The sequence below is a fragment of the Aeromonas sp. 604282 genome (assembly GCF_049170575.1).
GTDB classification, from domain to species: Bacteria; Pseudomonadota; Gammaproteobacteria; order Enterobacterales; family Aeromonadaceae; genus Aeromonas; species Aeromonas veronii_A.
Map to the genome: position 1 here is coordinate 42,099 of NZ_JAAKMV010000001.1, position 16,975 is coordinate 59,073.

21 protein-coding genes and 5 tRNA genes are annotated in these 16,975 nt (G+C 58.8%); 10 read left to right on the top strand and 16 right to left on the bottom strand.

Features of this window, described 5'->3' with window-relative positions:
- Positions 1–55: 55 nt before the first annotated feature.
- The 5 genes from G5367_RS00190 (at position 56) to G5367_RS00210 (ending at position 4,638) form a co-directional block, all read left to right on the top strand.
- A complete protein-coding gene (locus G5367_RS00190; RefSeq protein ID WP_005345965.1) occupies positions 56–196 on the top strand; it encodes a TIGR02808 family protein in 141 nt (46 codons plus the stop codon).
- Between the two features lie 188 nt (positions 197–384).
- Positions 385–942, top strand: coding sequence for a YaeQ family protein (locus tag G5367_RS00195; RefSeq protein WP_005336887.1), 558 nt, complete (start codon positions 385–387; stop codon positions 940–942).
- Between the two features lie 12 nt (positions 943–954).
- Entirely contained in the window at positions 955–1,839 is an 885-nt protein-coding gene (locus G5367_RS00200; RefSeq protein WP_005360972.1) for an AEC family transporter, read from the top strand.
- 215 nt (positions 1,840–2,054) lie between these two features.
- Positions 2,055–2,519, top strand: a complete 465-nt coding sequence (locus G5367_RS00205; RefSeq protein ID WP_421243525.1) for a hypothetical protein — start codon at positions 2,055–2,057, stop codon at positions 2,517–2,519.
- Between the two features lie 283 nt (positions 2,520–2,802).
- A complete protein-coding gene (locus G5367_RS00210) occupies positions 2,803–4,638 on the top strand; it encodes a sigma 54-interacting transcriptional regulator (protein WP_421204961.1) in 1,836 nt (611 codons plus the stop codon).
- 170 nt (positions 4,639–4,808) lie between these two features.
- On the opposite strand, the gene G5367_RS00215 is transcribed toward G5367_RS00210, so the two are convergent.
- From G5367_RS00215 to G5367_RS00245, 7 genes are all read right to left on the bottom strand, one after another.
- Positions 4,809–4,885 (bottom strand) — tRNA-Val (locus G5367_RS00215).
- 38 nt (positions 4,886–4,923) lie between these two features.
- Positions 4,924–5,000: transfer RNA gene (locus G5367_RS00220), tRNA-Val, on the bottom strand.
- A 26-nt stretch (positions 5,001–5,026) separates the two neighbouring features.
- A tRNA-Val gene (locus G5367_RS00225) sits at positions 5,027–5,103 on the bottom strand.
- 18 nt (positions 5,104–5,121) lie between these two features.
- A tRNA-Val gene (locus G5367_RS00230) sits at positions 5,122–5,198 on the bottom strand.
- A gap of 12 nt (positions 5,199–5,210) precedes the next feature.
- A tRNA-Val gene (locus tag G5367_RS00235) sits at positions 5,211–5,287 on the bottom strand.
- A gap of 159 nt (positions 5,288–5,446) precedes the next feature.
- Positions 5,447–6,826, bottom strand: a complete 1,380-nt coding sequence (locus tag G5367_RS00240) for an MATE family efflux transporter (protein ID WP_005360967.1) — start codon at positions 6,824–6,826, stop codon at positions 5,447–5,449.
- Positions 6,827–6,975: 149 nt separating this feature from the next.
- Positions 6,976–7,182, bottom strand: coding sequence for a YaeP family protein (locus G5367_RS00245; protein ID WP_005345813.1), 207 nt, complete (start codon positions 7,180–7,182; stop codon positions 6,976–6,978).
- A gap of 133 nt (positions 7,183–7,315) precedes the next feature.
- Here G5367_RS00245 and G5367_RS00250 point away from each other — a divergent pair, with 133 nt between their 5' ends.
- Positions 7,316–7,939, top strand: a complete 624-nt coding sequence (locus tag G5367_RS00250) for a riboflavin synthase subunit alpha (protein WP_421243526.1) — start codon at positions 7,316–7,318, stop codon at positions 7,937–7,939.
- A gap of 174 nt (positions 7,940–8,113) precedes the next feature.
- Here G5367_RS00250 and G5367_RS00255 read toward each other — a convergent pair whose 3' ends face one another.
- From G5367_RS00255 to G5367_RS00270, 4 genes are all read right to left on the bottom strand, one after another.
- Complete coding sequence (locus G5367_RS00255) at positions 8,114–8,317, bottom strand: CPXCG motif-containing cysteine-rich protein (protein ID WP_005336871.1); 204 nt, start codon at positions 8,315–8,317, stop codon at positions 8,114–8,116.
- A 274-nt stretch (positions 8,318–8,591) separates the two neighbouring features.
- Positions 8,592–9,251, bottom strand: coding sequence for a hexitol phosphatase HxpB (gene hxpB, locus G5367_RS00260; RefSeq protein WP_047440653.1), 660 nt, complete (start codon positions 9,249–9,251; stop codon positions 8,592–8,594).
- A 126-nt stretch (positions 9,252–9,377) separates the two neighbouring features.
- Entirely contained in the window at positions 9,378–10,556 is a 1,179-nt protein-coding gene (gene purT / locus G5367_RS00265) for a formate-dependent phosphoribosylglycinamide formyltransferase (RefSeq protein ID WP_421243527.1), read from the bottom strand.
- 85 nt (positions 10,557–10,641) lie between these two features.
- Positions 10,642–11,532 carry a DMT family transporter gene (locus G5367_RS00270; protein WP_164461759.1) on the bottom strand — a complete coding sequence of 297 codons (891 nt, stop codon included), beginning with the start codon at positions 11,530–11,532 and terminating at the stop codon, positions 10,642–10,644.
- A gap of 225 nt (positions 11,533–11,757) precedes the next feature.
- Here G5367_RS00270 and G5367_RS00275 point away from each other — a divergent pair, with 225 nt between their 5' ends.
- A complete protein-coding gene (locus G5367_RS00275) occupies positions 11,758–12,345 on the top strand; it encodes an FMN-dependent NADH-azoreductase (protein ID WP_042055909.1) in 588 nt (195 codons plus the stop codon).
- Positions 12,346–12,513: 168 nt separating this feature from the next.
- Here the strand turns inward: G5367_RS00275 and G5367_RS00280 are convergent, their stop codons facing one another.
- The 4 genes from G5367_RS00280 to G5367_RS00295 form a co-directional block, all read right to left on the bottom strand.
- Positions 12,514–12,693 carry a hypothetical protein gene (locus G5367_RS00280; protein WP_005336860.1) on the bottom strand — a complete coding sequence of 60 codons (180 nt, stop codon included), beginning with the start codon at positions 12,691–12,693 and terminating at the stop codon, positions 12,514–12,516.
- Positions 12,694–12,856: 163 nt separating this feature from the next.
- Positions 12,857–13,045 (bottom strand): DUF4250 domain-containing protein, encoded by a 189-nt coding sequence (locus G5367_RS00285; protein WP_421243528.1) that lies wholly within the window; start codon positions 13,043–13,045, stop codon positions 12,857–12,859.
- Between the two features lie 2 nt (positions 13,046–13,047).
- Positions 13,048–13,512 carry a MarR family winged helix-turn-helix transcriptional regulator gene (locus G5367_RS00290; protein WP_005345795.1) on the bottom strand — a complete coding sequence of 155 codons (465 nt, stop codon included), beginning with the start codon at positions 13,510–13,512 and terminating at the stop codon, positions 13,048–13,050.
- 170 nt (positions 13,513–13,682) lie between these two features.
- A complete protein-coding gene (locus G5367_RS00295) occupies positions 13,683–14,897 on the bottom strand; it encodes a YecA family protein (RefSeq protein ID WP_421243529.1) in 1,215 nt (404 codons plus the stop codon).
- Between the two features lie 231 nt (positions 14,898–15,128).
- Between G5367_RS00295 and G5367_RS00300 the strand changes: the two genes are divergently transcribed.
- On the top strand, positions 15,129–16,007 hold the full coding sequence (locus G5367_RS00300) for a CvfB family protein (protein ID WP_005345791.1): 879 nt from the start codon (positions 15,129–15,131) through the stop codon (positions 16,005–16,007).
- A gap of 1 nt (position 16,008) precedes the next feature.
- The gene (locus tag G5367_RS00305) at positions 16,009–16,320 is read left to right on the top strand and encodes a DUF1289 domain-containing protein (RefSeq protein ID WP_005345788.1); all 312 of its coding nucleotides are present in this window, start codon (positions 16,009–16,011) and stop codon (positions 16,318–16,320) included.
- A gap of 55 nt (positions 16,321–16,375) precedes the next feature.
- On the opposite strand, the gene G5367_RS00310 is transcribed toward G5367_RS00305, so the two are convergent.
- Positions 16,376–16,699, bottom strand: a complete 324-nt coding sequence (locus G5367_RS00310; RefSeq protein ID WP_005336851.1) for an HI1450 family dsDNA-mimic protein — start codon at positions 16,697–16,699, stop codon at positions 16,376–16,378.
- A gap of 147 nt (positions 16,700–16,846) precedes the next feature.
- Here G5367_RS00310 and G5367_RS00315 point away from each other — a divergent pair, with 147 nt between their 5' ends.
- Positions 16,847–16,975, top strand: coding sequence for a hypothetical protein (locus G5367_RS00315; protein WP_019445852.1), 129 nt, complete (start codon positions 16,847–16,849; stop codon positions 16,973–16,975).

Genomic DNA, 16,975 nt, shown 5'->3' on the forward strand with positions numbered 1-16,975 from the left:
CGGAGCCAATATCCGCCAGAAGGAACACACCTTTCACCGGATGAAGGACACAACAATGAGTCTTCTTGAACACACCATCTGGACAGTACTGGGATACGGGGCCATGCCCTTTATCTTTCTGAGCGGATTCGTGGCGGTGGCAGTGACCTGTTGCATGCTGCTGAATGCGTTCGGGGTACAGTCCGCCGAGAAGTGAGTCGCTTCTCCATGCCGCCAAATGCCAGTCTTCGGACTGGCATTTGTTTTTTGTGTTTTTTAAAGCACTTATCCCGGCAGGGAAGGGGAAATCTTTGGTCCGGATGGTCGAACCTGCCGCCGATTTTGATTACACTGGCGCCCGTATTTCCCACTCACCCTTCTCTTATCAGGTGTTCAAGGTTTTCTATGGCTCTCAAGGCAACCGTATTCAAGGCCCAGATCAGTTTGTCTGATATGGATCGCAATCTGTATCAGGACTTCTCCCTCACGCTGGCGCGCCACCCCTCCGAAACCGATGAGCGGATGATGATCCGGCTGGCGGCCTTTGCCTGGCACGCCGCCGAGCGACTGGAATTCACCAAGGGATTGAGCGCCGATGATGAACCCGAGCTCTGGTGCAAGAACTACTCGGACGAAATAGAGCTCTGGATCGAGCTGGGCCAACCCGATGAAAAACGGCTCAAAAAAGCCTGCAACCGCGCCCGTCAGGTGGTGCTCTACCTCTACGGCGGTCGTGGCACCAGCGTCTGGTGGAAGCAGAACCAGGGCAAGCTGAGCCAGCATGACAACCTCAGCATCATCGAACTCTCCGACAGCCAGACTCTGCCGCTCACCGCCATGGTCGAGCGCACCATGCAGCTCACCTGCACTATCTCCGATGGTCAGCTCTGGGTCAGTAACGGCGCACTGGAAGTGACGCTGGATCCGGTGGTGCTGATGGGCAAACCGGCCCGCGAACTGTAACGGACGCCGCCCATGTTCAGCGCCTTGCTCAATATCGTCATTCCGGTGTTCGGTGTGGTCGGGCTCGGCGCCCTCTACGGGCGATTGCGACCGGGGGCCGCGCTCGGTTACGTCAATCGGGCCAATATCGAGCTGTTTACCCCGGCGCTGGTCTTCTCCGCGCTGGTCAAGTATCCGCTGGCGCTGGCGGAGCATATGCCGCTGATTGCGGCGGGGGCGCTGGTTATTCTGTTACCCGGTCTGCTGCTCGCGCTGCTCAAACTCAAAGGAATTGAGCGGGCAGCCCTGATCTTGCCCGCCATGTTCCGAAATACCGGCAATCTCGGTATCCCCTTGATGGTGCTGGCATTTGGCGAGCAGCAACTGGGGGCCATCGTGATCCTCTTTGTGCTCTCCAATCTGCTGCACTTCTCGGTCGGCATGTTTATCCTCTCGGCCAATACCTCCCGCTGGCTGTGGCTGCGCAGCCCGGTGTTGTGGGCCGCGCTGGCCGGTTTGCTAGTGGCCAACCTGCATATCACGCTGCCGGAATATGTGGTGACCACGGCCTCGCTGCTCGGCCAGATCTCGGTGCCCCTGATGCTCTTTGCGCTGGGTATTCGCCTGATGGAGGGGGAGCTCGATCACCTTGGCCTCGCGCTCAAGTGCAACCTGCTCTATCTGCTGGCGGGGGGATTGTCGCTGCTGCTGGCGATCTGGCTGTTGCCGCTCAAGACGGAGTGGATCCCGCTGTTGATGTTGTCGGTTTCCTTGCCCCCTGCGGTCTTGAATTACATGCTCTGCGAACAGTATCACTGCCAGCCGGACAAGGTGGCCAGTATCGTGCTCGGCGGCAATGCCCTCTCTGTGCTGGTGATCCCGCTGGCGGTTTGGCTGGCACTTCATCTGCCCGGCTAAGTTAGATTGCATCGCTGCGGCGGTGCGACTCACTGGTCTATTGCTTGATCGAACCGAGCCGCAGTCGTTCGTATCTCATCCATGCCATCTCTGTCCATCATTGCCTCCGTAATATATCTGTCGTCCCCGTATCCGACCCTGAGCCTAACGGCGACAGCTATAGTTGAAAAAGAGCTGACTGACACTGTTTAACCAATGCCAGTGAGGGAAACCGGATGAGTACAAGTGAGCAATCTGATCCTGTGGGGCAGACAAAATCGCGCTATGACCCGACATTGCCTACCGGTTATGACTGGCGTAGACACCGCCGTTTTATCCTCAGTGGAGGCGGTTACAAGGCGGAATGTCGCCGTCGCAACTGGTTTCTGGAGCTGCTTAATCCGATACCCTATGTGGTGGTGCGTGATATAGCCATCGGCGGCATCGGCATTCTGGGGGCCATGCGGTTGAAAGAGGGGGATGAGCTGGTGATTGCCAGTCCCTCTGGCGAGATGCTGCGAGGTCTGGTCGTGAGATCCCAGCCAGACCCACTCTTTCCCAAACTCTATCGCACCGGTATTCGTCTGCATCGTTATCCGACGGCCGAGCTGTTTGCCCGCTGGCAAAGTTACATTCAGCCGCAAGATAAAGCGGATTTCGACCATGAGTGCCAAGTCCTGAAACAGGTACGCGGCGCGTGAACCAAATGCCATATCAGAGGTTGTTTTCCCCACATTCAGCATGATCCATCGATGGCGTCCGCAGATCAGCAGGCTTGGCTGTTCCGAGTGGTTTATCTTGCTGCATGTGTTTTCATCTTTATGTTTTTATTGAATTTTATCTGTACCTCTGAAGTCGTGGAGGATACGGATCATTTTCCCTTTTCGTGATCCCCCCCGAAGTAGTTCCCCCTGATATCCCTTAGTATCTGGCCAGCATGACTCCCTTTAGGGGGAAGATAACAAGAACAAAAAGGAATGATGGATGAGATCCGTGAGCAACCAGTGTCTGTTGATGCAGATCCAGCCGACCATCTTGCGCTTTGCCAAGATGCTGGCGAGTGTGCTGCAGCTTGAGGTCGAGATTGTGGATGCCGATATGGTTCGGGTGGCTGGCACCGGGCCCTATGGCAAGTTCTTCGGACGTCAGCTGGAGGGGGATTCCCGCCTGCTGCGCTATGTGATTGATAATCAGCGGGAGAAGATCGTTACCCACACCAGCGATGATCCCGTGTGTGACGGCTGTACCTGCAAGGAGAGCTGCCGTGAGCGCGCCTTCCTCGGGGTGCCCATCATGGTGGACGAGCGCTGCATAGGGGTGATCAGTCTGGTGGCCTTCAGCGACGAGCAGCAGGCGCGCCTCAACAACAATCTGCAGGATGTGTGCGACTATGTGCGCCACATCTCCACCATCTTTGTGGCCAAGTTGCTCGATTCACGCGGGCTGTCGGACGGGGTCAACAAGGTGTTCCTCAATCTGATGACCAATATGGATCAGGGTTGCCTGCTGCTCGATGACAAGAGTCAACTGCTCTACGCCAACGAGGCGGCACTCCATCATCTGGGTTGCCAGCAGGAACAGCTGCAGGGGCGCGAAGTGGGGATCCGCCCGCTCACCTTCTCCCAGCAGGGGCTGAGTGGTCATCTTCAGCACATCATCACTTTTGAAGGTCGTCAGGAGCTGATCATCGGCCAGCTACATCATGTGCAGGGCCAGCAGCTCTTTCTGATGGCGTTTCACCAGTCCCACTCCGGTCAGGTTCAGGAGCCGGATCCGGATGTGCGGATCGATCAGCTGATCGGCGAGAGCAAGCCGATGCGCACCCTCAAACGACTGCTGCACCGCATCGCCCAGAGTCCTTCCAGCGTGCTGATTTGTGGCGAGAGCGGTACCGGTAAAGAGGTGGTGGCCCGCGCTGTCCATCGCCTGAGTCCGCGGCAGGACAAGCCTTTTATTGCCATCAACTGTGCCGCCATTCCCGAACAACTGCTGGAGAGCGAGCTGTTTGGCTATGTGAAGGGCTCCTTTACCGGTGCCTCCAGCGGTGGCAAGCAGGGCCTGATCCAGGCAGCCCATCAGGGCACCCTGTTCCTTGACGAGATTGGCGACATGCCGCTCACCATGCAGGCCAAGCTGCTGCGGGTGCTGGAGCTGCGGGAGGTGACCCCCATCGGGGCCAGCCGACCGGTGCCGGTGGATATTCGCATCATCGCCGCCACCCACCAGCATCTCGATCAATACATAGCCGAGGGGAAGTTTCGCGAGGATCTCTACTACCGCATCAACGTCATCCCCCTCAACCTGCCGCCACTGCGGGAGCGGGAAGGGGACGTGGAGCTGCTGACCCACTACTTCCTTAACCTGCACACCAGCCGCATTGGCATTGTCTATCCCGGTCTGGCGCCCGAGGTGATGGCGCTGCTCAAGGGGTATCGCTGGCCTGGAAACGTGCGCGAGCTCAGCAACCTCATCGAATATCTGGTCAACGTCAGCCAGGCGGGCGAGGTGATTGACGCCAGCCTGCTGCCCCCCAACATCATCCGCAATCAGGAGCCCCATCGCGTCACCGCCCAGTCGATCCCGGTGACCAATCTGGATGCGGCGTTCAATGTGCCTGCCACCGCTCCGCTCGCCGCAATGCCGGAGAAACTGCCTGAACCCGCTCCGGGTGAGAGCGGCCTTGAGAGCATGGAGAAACAGATGATTGAAGAGACCCTGCAGCGGCTCGGCAACAAGAAACTGGCCGCACAGGCGCTGGGGATTGGGATTGCCACCCTCTATCGCAAGATAAAGAAGTACGAGATTGCCGTGCAGAGCTGAGGCGCTGGCGGCATCTATCCGGCCCGTGTCGTTCATCGGATGACACGGTTTTTTTATGGGAACAAGGCTTTGCGCCATTGCCGAACAGTGCTGAACGGATTGGCGGGGCAGGGGAGTGGCTGCATTGCAGAATGCAAAAAGCCCGCTCGATGAGCGGGCTTTTTATAATCTGGTGCGTCCTAGTGGATTCGAACCACCGACCCCCACCATGTCAAGGTGATGCTCTAACCAGCTGAGCTAAGGACGCAGGGTGCGCAATGCGACTTTTATTTCTTTATGCAGAAGTGGTGGGTTTAATTGGATTCGAACCAACGACCCCTACCATGTCAAGGTAGTGCTCTAACCAACTGAGCTATAAACCCACATCTGCATTTCTTTCAATGCTGAATGGTGCGTCCTAGTGGATTCGAACCACCGACCCCCACCATGTCAAGGTGATGCTCTAACCAGCTGAGCTAAGGACGCATAATCAGTATTCTGTAATGGTGCGTCCTAGTGGATTCGAACCACCGACCCCCACCATGTCAAGGTGGTGCTCTAACCAGCTGAGCTAAGGACGCATCACAGAAAAGTGGTGGGTTTAATTGGATTCGAACCAACGACCCCTACCATGTCAAGGTAGTGCTCTAACCAACTGAGCTATAAACCCACTTTCTCTTACTTCACTACGCCAGCGCTGCTGACGTGGTCGGCATACTACCCATGCCCCCCAAGGCTGTCAACAGGCCATATGCACAAAGGAGACTGTTTGCCCAGTTCTTGCGCAGCCTGTTGATTTTGCAGGCGAGTTGTCGCTTGCCAAGCCCTGTTACTGAGATCGCGACAGGGTAGTGCAGGCCTCCGGAGTGGCAAAACGGCCGTAGATGTAGCGCAATCTTGCCCCCAGCATCAGGGCCGCACTGGTGAGGCCGACGATAAAGCCGATCCAGAAACCCTGCGGCCCCATCCGTGGCACCAGCCAGTCGGTCAGACCCAGGATCATGCCGGTGGGCAGCCCCAGTCCCCAGTAGGCGACGATGGTGACGTAGAAAATCGCCTGGGTATCCTTGTAACCGCGCAGTGCGGCGGCCGCGACCACCTGTACCGAGTCGGAGATCTGATAGATGGCGGCGAAGAACAGCAAAATGGCCGCCAGAACGATCACCTGCTGATCATCGGTATAGATGGAGGCGATCTGCTCGCGCAGTAACACCGTCATGGCGGCAGTGGCAGCGGCAATGGCCATCCCCAGCATCAAGCCGGTGCGAGCCGCCACCCGAGCATGATGGGGCTGCCCTTCGCCGATGCTGTGACCGACCCGGATGGTGACACCCACCCCGATGGAGAGGGGCAGCATAAAGACCAGGCTGGAGAAGTTCAGCGCAATCTGGTGGCTCGCCACCGTCTCGGCGCCGAAGGGGGCCAGCATCAGGGCCACCACGGTAAACAGGGTCACCTCGCAGAAGATCGCCATGGCGATGGGGAACCCTAAGCGGAACAAGCGCCAGATCCGGCTGCCGTTGGGGCGAGCCAGCTGGGAGAAGAGCCGGATCTCGGTGAAGTGACGGGAGAGCTTCACATAGAGGATCATCGCCAGCAGCATGGCCCACAGCACGATTGCCGTGGCCACGCCACAACCCACCCCGCCAAGCTTGGGCATGCCGAAGTGACCGTGGATGAAGATGTAGTTGGCGGGAATATTGACCGCCAGCCCGACAAAGCCGATCACCATGGTGGGCATGGTGTGGGAGAGCCCCTCACTGAAGTTGCGCAGCACCTGGAACAGCACGAAGGCGGGCAGGCCCCACAGGATGGCGTGCAGGTAACCAGTGGTCTTGGCGGCCATCACAGGCTCCACATCCATGAACTGCAACGCCAGCGGGCTGTAATAGAGCGCAATCATCGCCAGCGGGGTGACGATCAGTGCCAGCCAGAAACCCTGATGAACGGCCGGGCGAATGGCTTCGCGTTTACGGGCGCCATTGAGCTGGGAGACGATGGGGGTGAGCGCCATGATGATCCCCTGCACCAGCAGGATCACCGGTAGCCAGAAGCTGGACGCCACCGACACGGCGGCCAGATCGACCGCACTCACCTGACCCGCCATCACGGTATCGACGAAGTTCATGGCGACCTGAGCCACCTGGGCGACCAGAATGGGGCTGGCTAGACGGACGAGCTGCTTCGCCTCGGACCAATAACGTTGCACTGACACCTCCGAGTGGATCAGATAAGAGTAAAAAAGAGCGGAAATCGGGAAGAGCCTTTGCACTTTCGGACGAAAGTGCAAAGGGTGGGGGAGGCATTCTAGCCTGAAATTCAGCCAGGACGAAATAGTTGCCACCCCAAGGGGCAGGATCAGGCGTCTTCGTGATCGCTGATCAGCAGGTTGGCAGCGGCATAGGCAGCCTGCTCGCGCAGCTCGGCGGGTACCCGCTCATCAGCGGCGACCGCGTTGAGGGCGCGGATAGTAGCGGCGATGGCGTTTGGCACATAGCCCTGCTCGCCGGAGCCAATCTGGTTATAGGCGATGCGGATCGCTTCACAACATTGATATACCTGCATTTCTTTTTTCCTTGTTTACCCGGATGTGAACGGCGTCACTATAGCGATCGGGCGCAAGCTTGTCAGCCTGTACCCTTGTCTCACCCTCTGCCCGAGGTTAACCTGCCCTTTTTGCCGTAGCAGGAGACGAGAGATGTTCACTGGCATAGTGCAGGGGACCGCCGAACTGGTGGCCATCGAGGAGCAACCCAACTTCCGTACCCATGTTATCCGCATGCCAAGCCCGGCGTGGGGGGAAGGGCTGGTCCTTGGCGCTTCGGTCGCCCACAACGGCTGCTGTTTGACCGTCACCCGGGTCGAGGGTGAGCTGGTCAGCTTTGATCTGATGCAGGAGACCCTGCGTCTCACCAATCTCGGCTTGTTGCAGGTGGGGGACAAGGTCAATGTGGAGCGGGCCGCCCGCTTTGGTGACGAGATCGGCGGTCATGCCATGTCTGGCCACATCATTGGCATGGCAGAGGTTACCTCGGTGATCGACACACCCAACAACCGTCAGGTGTGGTATCGCCTTGCTCCCGAGCTGATGAAATATGTGCTGACCAAGGGATACATCGGCATCGACGGCATCAGCCTGACCATAGGTGAGGTGCGCGAGCGGGAGCGGGAGTTTTGCGTTCACTTGATCCCCGAGACCCTGGCCCGCACCAACCTGGGTTGGGTCAAGGCTGGCTGGCAGACTAATATCGAGATCGATCCCCAGACTCAGGCCATCGTCGATACCGTGGAGCGGGGGCTGGCGGCGCGCGGGGGTCACTGAAAGGAAACGGCTCGGTTTCAATCGCCTCATAAGCAAGAGCCTGCAGTGTGCAGGCCCTTGTTATTTACATGGTGAAAATATCCACTCAACTTTCCATTACTCGCAGTCACAACATCTGCTCAACTCTTTGCGACTTGCAGGCAAAACAGCTGCTCGGCCTTTTGTGACTCGCAATCAAAACAGTTGCTCGTCGTCTGCATCCACAAACAACTGCAAACAGTCGCGGGCTTCGTCGCGGTGAAGCCGCAGGTGGATCGGATTGCAACAGGCCATGCAATCTTCGTAAAACTCCTGATCACCCTGGCTGGCATCCAGCTCGACCCGGGTATGGTGGCCGCAGTGGGGGCAGACGATGCGCTTGCTGGTGTACTCGATCATGATAACCTCCTCGGGCCCTGGGGCCGCCTATCTACCCTGATTCTAGTCGGGCTGCAGGGGGTTAACCGCGAGCAAACGCACGTTTATGACAGAGATCAAGCCTGAGGGATGGCAAGGTGCAACCGGTTGGACTGGTCGTGTGCGAGAGGAACAATCTGGTTGTGAATGACGAGTGAAAAGAGGAGGGATTGCCAACGGTTTTGTCTGGCAATAACAGGGGGCTGAAGCCCCCTGCGGGTATGAGGACGCGAGCGCAACAAGGCGCCGATAGGCGCTACTTGACCCAGCTGGCCAACATGTCGGCATTGAGCTCGGCCAGCGAGCTTAGCTGGTAGTTGGCGATGGCCAAACGTGGGTCACCCACTAAAGCCGGATCCGGCACGATCAGCGCGGTCATGGAGGCCGCCTTGGCTGCCAGCAGACCGGTAAAGCTATCTTCGATGGCCAGACAGTGTACCGGTTCCACCCCCAGCTTTTCGGCGGCGTGGATGTAGACATCCGGGTGCGGTTTGCCGAAACGCTCTACTTCAGCGGAGTGAACCGCCATAAAGCGATCGCGAATGCCGAGTTTGCCGAGCACCGCTTCTACCATCGCAAAGGGGGAAGAGGTGGCCAGACCCACTTTCAGGCCGCGGGCTTCGATAAGGTCGAGCGCCTCCAGCACACCGGCTTTGGCCTGACCTTCGGAGAGGATCAGGGCGTTGACCCGATCCAGAATGCGCTGTACTACCTCTTCCTGAGTTGGGCCGCTCCACGGGCGCAGGCGATACCAGTGGGCGACCAGCTGATCGATGCGCACGCCGATGGTCGATTCACAATCCTCGACGGTGTGGGGGTGACCCAGTTCGGAGAAAACGGCGATCTGGGCCCGTTGCCAAAAGGGTTCCGAGTCAATCAGAACACCATCCATATCGAAGATCACGGCAGCTAACATCTTGTACTCCTGACAAATTTGAAGAGGGGATTATAAGCCTGACGGGGAAATGCAAAAGGGGCATTGCCATGCCCCTTGCGCCCGATCACATCGGCAAACGTTTGTTTTGCTGTGGCAAAAAAGCCCTTAGAACAGTACTTCGACCTTGGCGGCCACGGCTTTGGCTTTTTCCACCGCATCCTGGCAATCCGCTGCGCGGGCCAGCGCCACGCCAAGACGGCGACGACCGGCGATCTCCGGCTTGCCAAACAGCCGCAGCTGGGCGCCCGGCACCAGCGCCAATGCCTCACCAATTCCCTGATAGCGGATGTCCGGGCTGTGCCCTTCGCGCAGTACCACGGCGGAAGCGCTCGGCCCATACTGGGTGATGGTGCCGACCGGCAGCCCCAGAATGGCGCGCACGTGCAGGGCGAACTCGGAGAGATCCTGCGAGATCAGGGTCACCATGCCGGTATCGTGAGGACGCGGCGAGACTTCGCTGAACCACACCTCATCCCCCTTGATGAAGAGTTCGACCCCGAATAGGCCGTAACCACCGAGGGCCTCGACCACCTTGGCCGCCACGGCTTTGGAGCGGGCCAGCGCCAGTTCACTCATCGCCTGTGGCTGCCAGGATTCGCGGTAGTCGCCATCTTCCTGACGGTGGCCGATAGGGTCGCAGAAGTGAATGCCATCGACGGCGCGTACCGTGAGCAGGGTGATTTCGTACTCGAAGGGAACGAAGCCCTCGACGATCACCTTGCCACGGCCGGCGCGGCCACCCTCCTGGGCGTAGGTCCAGCTCTCATCGATCTTGGCGAGATCGCGCAGTACGCTCTGTCCCTTGCCGGACGAGCTCATCACAGGTTTCACCACGCAGGGCAGGCCGATAGCCTCGACGGCGGCGACAAACTCCTCTTTGCTTTGGGCAAAGCGGTAGGGTGAGGTGGGCAGACCCAGGGTCTCGGCGGCGAGGCGGCGGATCCCTTCCCGGTTCATGGTGAGCTGGGTAGCGCGGGCGTTGGGCACTACCTTGACCCCTTCTTGCTCAAGGGCAGCCAGGGTATCGGTGGCAATCGCTTCAATCTCGGGGATGATGAGGTCGGGTTTAACCTCGGCAACCAGGGCACGCAGGGCGTTGCCATCGAGCATATCCAGCACGTGGGCTGCGTGGGCCACCTGCATGGCGGGGGCATTGGGGTAGCGGTCGGCGGCGATCACTTCGATCCCGAAGCGTTGCAACTCGATGGCGACCTCCTTGCCAAGTTCGCCGGAGCCCAGCAGCAGGGCACGGGTGGCGCCGGGGCGGGTTGCGGTTCCAAACATACGATCTCTCCTGATGTCGATGGTCATTGTTGATGATCGCTATCGCACGAATAGCGGACAAAAAAAGAGGCACGCATGGCGTACCTCAGGAAACGGGTTTGTGAGCGCGCTGCTCCAGATGGGTCAGCAAGGTAATGGCGCCAATGATGATGGCGGCGCCAAGCCACAGACGGCCGGGGGGCGCCCAGCCAAATACCAGCCAGCCCGCCAGCACGTTCATCGGCAGCTTGGCAAAATCGAAAGGTTGTACGAAGGAGGCCTCCGCCACGCTGTAAGCGCGGGCGATGGACATCTGGGCCAGTGCCGTCAGCACGCCGGAGGCGGCTACCAGCAGCCACTGGCTCTCGCTTGGCCACTGCCACTCCGGCAGGGCCAGCATGACGTTGAACGGGGTACTGAAAATAAGCAGATACACCACTATGGTGTGGGATGATTCGTTGGCCGCCTGATAGCGCACCATCAGGGAGTAGCCGGCCCAGAACAGCGCCGCTGCCACCGGCAGCAGGGAGGCCCAGTTGAATTCGTCAGTCCAGGGGGCGAGGATCAGCATGGCGCCGGCAAAGCCCGCCAGGGTGGCCAGAATGCGGGCGTGGCTCACCTGCTCCTTGAGCAGCAGGGCGGAGCCCAGGGTGGCAAACAGCGGTGAGGTCATCAGCAGGGCGATCCCCTGCCAGATGGGGACGGGGTACGCCAGTGCCCAGAGCCAGAGCTGGATGCCGATCACTGCCAACAATACCCGCAACAGGTGCAACCGGAACTGATTGGTCATCAGGGATTGGCGCAGGCCATGACGAACTAGCCAGGGCAGCAGGCAGATCAGGGCGATCAGGTATTGATGGAAAGCGACCTGGGTCGATGGGAGGCCGAGTTTGAAGCTGACATACTGGCTTAGGCTGTTGACGGCGGCGAAGCAGAGTCCTGCCACCATCATCCAGACTGCACCGGCCAAAGGAGAGTGCCTGCGCGAGGGTATCATGGGATCCTGGTCGCTGGAAAAAGTGCGGCGGATCATAACGGCAATCGTTTGTTCTGCCAAGGGTTGAAGCACGGCCGCAGGGCTGGCTGGCGAGGAAGTGGCCTTTCATCAAAAAATTTGAACAAGTTGAGCATCTATTTTCGCTATCAGCAAATAAGCACAATGTTTAGAGTGACCTCTATCGACAGCGCAGCTGTTCAACCGACAACCAAATGGAGTTTCACCATGGCCAATATCCTCGTACTCAAATCCAGCATCCTGGGTCAATATTCCCAATCCAACGCCCTGATCGACGGCTTCCTGGCTGATCATCAGGATGATGCCGTCACCGTGCGTGATTTGGCTGCCCTCAACCTGCCGGTGCTGGATGGCGAGCTGGCCTCCGGCCTGCGCGGTGGTGACAACCTCAATGAGCGTCAACTGGCGGTGATCGCCCAGTCCGACGAGCTGATCGCCGAACTCAAAGCGAGCGACTTGGTGGTGATTGCGGCCCCCATGTACAACTTCAACATCCCGACCCAGCTGAAGAACTGGATCGATCTGGTTGCCCGTGCCGGCGTCACCTTCCGCTATACCGAGACCGGTCCGGTCGGTCTGGTTGAAAATACCCGTGCGCTGGTGATCAGCCCTCGCGGCGGCATGCACGTTGGTAGCGCCACCGATCTGGTCACTCCCTACATGCGTACCGTGCTAGGTTTCATCGGTATCAAAGAGGTGGATTTCATCTACGCCGAAGGGATGGGGATGGGCCCGGATGCCCAGAGCAAGGGGATGGAAGCGGCTAAAGCGCAGCTTGAGGCTCTGGCTATTTAAGGGCTCTCTATCCCGTCAGGGGTTATCTCTTCAAGGGGTTGCCCCACCAGATACAAGAACGCAGCCATCAGGCTGCGTTTGTTTTTTGGCTCGATATGATTGTGACAGACGTTGCTGCTACAGAGAGTATCGCGGCAAGCGGTCGGTATGGACGCTCTGGCGGAGTCACTACTCCATCATAAAGCGGCGACAACCGCGCACCAGCAGCAGTGCCACCGCGACCAGCAGGCCAAGCAAGAGGGTGGTCAGCCACTGTTCGGTACTTTGCGGCAAGTGGGGCGTGAAGAGGCTGATCATCAACAGGGTGCAGAGCGTGATCAACAGGCTCTGTCGGGTCATCAGTATCATGGGGTCATCCTTGGTTTGCTCACCTGAAACGATTTTAATGCCCTCTTGTGACAGGGTGATGTATCCGTGCATCACCCTGTTGGGGCTCTTCAGACCATATCAGGTTTTTACCGCAGAGCCAGCGCCATCACTGGCGCTGTGATCCCGATCCCGCTAGCTCTCTTTATCTGAACTGTTTCTGCGCCGGCTGGTAGTGAAAATCGCCGCTGGCGAGCCGCGCTTTCAGTGCTGCTTGATCGATCTCCTGCGCCTTGCAGAGATCATCCAGGTCGTCATAGTGATCACGCAGCTGCATATTGACGACGCTCAACAGCATGTTGATATCCATGGTGGCGAACTTTTTCAAATCCATGATTATTTCTCCCGATCCAGTGATTGCAGCTGCTCGATGGCGGCGCTGACGCTGTGCAGATGCTGGCGGATCGCCTCGCGGGATTCGCTCGGCAGATAGTCGGTCAGGGTATGTTGCCAGCTGCCAGCTTCGCTCTTGAGCTGCAGGAAGAGTGCCTGGCCGGCATTGGTGAGGGAGACCAGGCTGATGCGTTTGTCCTGCTCGCTGCTCTCGGTGAAGATGATCCCTTTTTCGACCAGACGGCGGATCTCGCGGGAGATGCGCACCTTGTCCATGCCGCTCGCCTCGACCAGCTCTTTCTGGCTGATGGGGTAGTTGGGGCCGAGCACCATCATCAGGCGCCATTGCGGCACGGTCAGCTGGTAACGCTGTTCATAAAACTGTTCGAAGGTATCCCGTAGCATCTCGGCGGCATGTACCAACTGATAGGGCGGGTAGTGAGCGAGTAACGCTATGATTTTTGACATATTACACCCTGCTGTGACGGCTGCATCAGATGCAGTTTCTTTTGATACTTTGACATTGATGATACGAAACTCAAGCTGATTTGTCTGACCCGGTTGCGATGAAATGTGCGGTGGCGCACGCCCTCAAGGAAAAACCGGGTCTGACCGACGGGATTTTAAGCCAACGCTGTTCAGCCTTTACGCAACCAGATGAGGGCGTTCTGCTTGAGCCAAGCCTCGCGAGTGTGGATGGCGTAGAGCGCCGCCTCGTCACGGCTGCCCGCTTGCCAGCTTTGCGGCTCCTGTTTGGGCAGCTTGCGCTGACCCAGCAGGCAGGCAGGAATGTGCGGGTTGGCCTCGATGGCGACCAGCAGATGGGGCTTGGCTGCCTCGGCACCCTCGGTGGCAAAGACCATCAGCGCCTTGTTGTATAGCAACCAGCTGGAAGCTTCATCAAAGCGCACCAGCAGGGCGGCCAGCGCCTGCCAATCCCCTTGCAGTGCATAGAGAGTGGAGAGGTTGTAGCGGCAACCCAGCTCATCGGCCACGCAGATCGTCAGCAGATCCAGATACTCCGCTTTGGCTTCACCCAGCTTGCCAAGCCGCAACAGGCAGTCGGCGCGCCCGGCTCTGGCGGCCAGCAGGGGGCGCAGTTCGGGGGCACTCCAGCCGTGGCCAGCGATTTGCTGCCAAAAGGCTTCATCAAAGAGCGGAGTGGCATCGGCGATGATCTTCTCGAACCAGCCGAGGCGGGCCTGATGATCGCGGCAGCTGTCGGCCAGTTCGAACCAGGTCTGCCACTGTTGGGCCTGTTCGCCATTGAGGGAGACATCAGCGCTGGGAGCTGCCTGATACTGGTCGAGGTTGAGCAACTGGTTGAGGGCGGTTTTCATATTCTGGCGCTGTCGTTTGCAGAACTCGACAAAGGGGAGTTCGCTGGCGGCGGCGCTATAGAGCATCTGGGCCATCTGCTTGTCGCGAAACAGGCTCAGCTCGGCGGCCAGACTGAAGCGGTACTGGGTGGTCGGGTCGTTCAAATCCTTCGGCTTGGGCCAGGTGGCAAAGCCCTGGCTGAAACCGTAGCACCACTGACCGAGGGGATGGCTCTGCTCGAACACCTGCTCCGGGTTATCGCTGGGCAGGCGGCATTGGCTCGGCAGTGCCAGCTGGGCGTCGTCGGCCTGGGCTTCCAGCTCGGCGATCAGATGGTTGAGGGCTTCTGCGCTTTTTTCATCCAACTCGGCATCCTGTTCCAGCAATCCAGCCAGCGGGCGTTGCCAGTCAGGGGTCTCTGGCCCTACCAGACGGGCACAGAGAAAACCGTGCAGGGCCGGGTAGGTCATGTCTTGCTGGCTGTGGCTCTGGATCCATTGATTAAGATGGCGGGTACGAGTGGATGGGTTCATCGACAGTTCCTCTGGATTTGAACAGCCGCGAAGTCTACCTAAAAGTGGGGTTATTTGCAGCAAATGGCCGCCTGTTTGGCGATTTAATCACCATTGGCGGATAAGATAAGGGCGAAATGGCGGCCAGTGGTGGCTTGGGGACTAGGCCGGATCACCGCTCTTGAGGTAACATGCGCGCCCATAGGGGCCATGATCAATTGGCCCATCCGGGTAATGAGAAAAGAGAGCACCATGATACAGATTGGCAAGATGAACACCCTCACCGTTGTTGAACTCGAAGATCGCGGCGCCTGGCTTGCGGCCGATGAGTACGGTGAACTGCTGCTGCCCAAGCGTCAACTGCCGGAAGGGGTGAAAGAGGGGGATAGCGTGCAGGTCTTCCTCTATCTGGATGCCGATTGCGAGCCGGTGATCACCACCGACAAGCCGTTTGCCATGGTGGACGAATTTGCCGGTCTGAAAGTGGTCAATGCCAACAAGATTGGTGCTTTCCTCGACTGGGGCATGAAAAAGGATCTGTTTGTGCCCAGCCGCGAGCAGAACAAGCCGATGCAGGTGGGCCACGTCTATCTGGTGCGTCTGCAACTGGATAACGAAGGACGCATGGTCGGCACCAGCCGCATCGAGCGTTTCCTGACACCGGCCGGCAGCAACTTCAAGGTCGGTGACGAAGTGACCGCGCTGCCGGGGGAGCATTCTCCTCTAGGTATCAAGGTGATCGTCAACGGTCAGTATCCCGGCATGCTGTTCAAGAACGAAGTGTTTGGCCGAGTGATGACCGGTCGGCCGCAAACCGCCTGGGTCAAGCAGGTGCGCGAAGATGGCAAGCTCGATCTGACCCTGCAAAAGCCGGGTCTGGCGCGGGTCGATGATGCCGGTGAGCGCATTCTGAGCCGGATGAAAAAGCAGGGCGGCAGTCTGGCGGTGGGTGACAAGAGCGAACCCGAGCTCATCTACAAGCTGTTCAGCATGAGCAAGGGCACCTTCAAGAAGGCGATCGGCGGCCTCTACAAGCAGGGCAAGATTGTCATCGAAGATAACGCCATTACCCTGACCGACGCCGGTGCCGCGCAGGTACAAGCAGGTGAGCAGGCGCAGGATAGCGAATAAGATGCCGAGCCCCTGTGTTGGCCTCTGCAAGGCGAAAGACGGGCTTTGCCTTGGTTGTGGCCGCACCCTGAGCGAGATCGGCCACTGGTCGGCGATGGATAGCAAGGCCCAGCTGGCGGTGATGGCCGAGCTGAATGGCTCGAAAAGTACTCACCTCTGTCCGGGTTGTGGCGAACCGGCCTATTGCGCCGTCTCTGCCGGTCAGACCATTGCGCAGTGCTGGTGCAGCCAGTTGCCGGTTCTGCCAATGCAGGAGGCCAGTGCTTGCTGGTGCCGCCGCTGTCTGGCCAAGGCTATCGCGGCGCAGGATTAGCAGAGAACAGAAATAAAAGAGCATAGAAATAAGAAAGGCGCCGATGGCGCCTTTCTTATGCCTGCTGCTGGCGATGCCAGCGCACATGCACTTGATCTTCGGTCAGCAGACGGGGCAGCAGGAAGGTGGCGAAGATCACCTCAAACTCATCCTGATGATCCAGCAAACCGACCCACACTTCGACCCAGCGCTCCATATCGACCGGCTCACCCAGCTCGGTCGACCAGTCGGCATTGGGCAGTGTCGCCTCCACGGCGCCACGCTGCTCAAACTCCAGGGTGATGTCGACTATTTGTTCGGGGGCCAGCATATCGGCGGCCTGCTCAAGAAACTGATCATAGGCCCATTCGACCAGCTGATCCGGGGTACGCTGTTCCATGAAATCACTCCAGATACATCAAGGTTCGCTACTGTAACAATTATTGGCTGTGGCGGCCAGACCAGTGCGCCTGGGACGCCTGGCCTGTCCAAGTTGCCCTTGGGGGAGTATGGTTAAGGCGCGGATCAGCTGGCAGGGAGTGAGGGGATGAAACAGCGGGGACGGCGGCAACAGATCAAGCGACGGCGCGAGGCCTGGTGGTGGCACTATCTGCCGCTTCACCGCGAAACGGTAGGCGGCCATTTGGGCCCACCGGAGAAACCCGATGAGCCCTGA

Coding starts and splice junctions, on each gene's coding strand:
- G5367_RS00210 (WP_421204961.1), top strand. CDS start 2,803: ATGAGATCCGTGAGCAACCAGTGTCTGTTGATGCAGATCCAGCCGACC.
- G5367_RS00255 (WP_005336871.1), bottom strand. CDS start 8,317: ATGATCGAGTACACCAGCAAGCGCATCGTCTGCCCCCACTGCGGCCAC.
- G5367_RS00200 (WP_005360972.1), top strand. CDS start 955: ATGTTCAGCGCCTTGCTCAATATCGTCATTCCGGTGTTCGGTGTGGTC.
- G5367_RS00245 (WP_005345813.1), bottom strand. CDS start 7,182: ATGCAGGTATATCAATGTTGTGAAGCGATCCGCATCGCCTATAACCAG.
- purT (WP_421243527.1), bottom strand. CDS start 10,556: ATGTTTGGAACCGCAACCCGCCCCGGCGCCACCCGTGCCCTGCTGCTG.
- G5367_RS00205 (WP_421243525.1), top strand. CDS start 2,055: ATGAGTACAAGTGAGCAATCTGATCCTGTGGGGCAGACAAAATCGCGC.
- G5367_RS00305 (WP_005345788.1), top strand. CDS start 16,009: ATGCCGAGCCCCTGTGTTGGCCTCTGCAAGGCGAAAGACGGGCTTTGC.
- hxpB (WP_047440653.1), bottom strand. CDS start 9,251: ATGTTAGCTGCCGTGATCTTCGATATGGATGGTGTTCTGATTGACTCG.
- G5367_RS00275 (WP_042055909.1), top strand. CDS start 11,758: ATGGCCAATATCCTCGTACTCAAATCCAGCATCCTGGGTCAATATTCC.
- G5367_RS00190 (WP_005345965.1), top strand. CDS start 56: ATGAGTCTTCTTGAACACACCATCTGGACAGTACTGGGATACGGGGCC.
- G5367_RS00250 (WP_421243526.1), top strand. CDS start 7,316: ATGTTCACTGGCATAGTGCAGGGGACCGCCGAACTGGTGGCCATCGAG.
- G5367_RS00315 (WP_019445852.1), top strand. CDS start 16,847: ATGAAACAGCGGGGACGGCGGCAACAGATCAAGCGACGGCGCGAGGCC.
- G5367_RS00310 (WP_005336851.1), bottom strand. CDS start 16,699: ATGGAACAGCGTACCCCGGATCAGCTGGTCGAATGGGCCTATGATCAG.
- G5367_RS00270 (WP_164461759.1), bottom strand. CDS start 11,532: ATGATACCCTCGCGCAGGCACTCTCCTTTGGCCGGTGCAGTCTGGATG.
- G5367_RS00300 (WP_005345791.1), top strand. CDS start 15,129: ATGATACAGATTGGCAAGATGAACACCCTCACCGTTGTTGAACTCGAA.
- G5367_RS00280 (WP_005336860.1), bottom strand. CDS start 12,693: ATGATACTGATGACCCGACAGAGCCTGTTGATCACGCTCTGCACCCTG.
- G5367_RS00290 (WP_005345795.1), bottom strand. CDS start 13,512: ATGTCAAAAATCATAGCGTTACTCGCTCACTACCCGCCCTATCAGTTG.
- G5367_RS00295 (WP_421243529.1), bottom strand. CDS start 14,897: ATGAACCCATCCACTCGTACCCGCCATCTTAATCAATGGATCCAGAGC.
- G5367_RS00195 (WP_005336887.1), top strand. CDS start 385: ATGGCTCTCAAGGCAACCGTATTCAAGGCCCAGATCAGTTTGTCTGAT.
- G5367_RS00285 (WP_421243528.1), bottom strand. CDS start 13,045: ATGGATTTGAAAAAGTTCGCCACCATGGATATCAACATGCTGTTGAGC.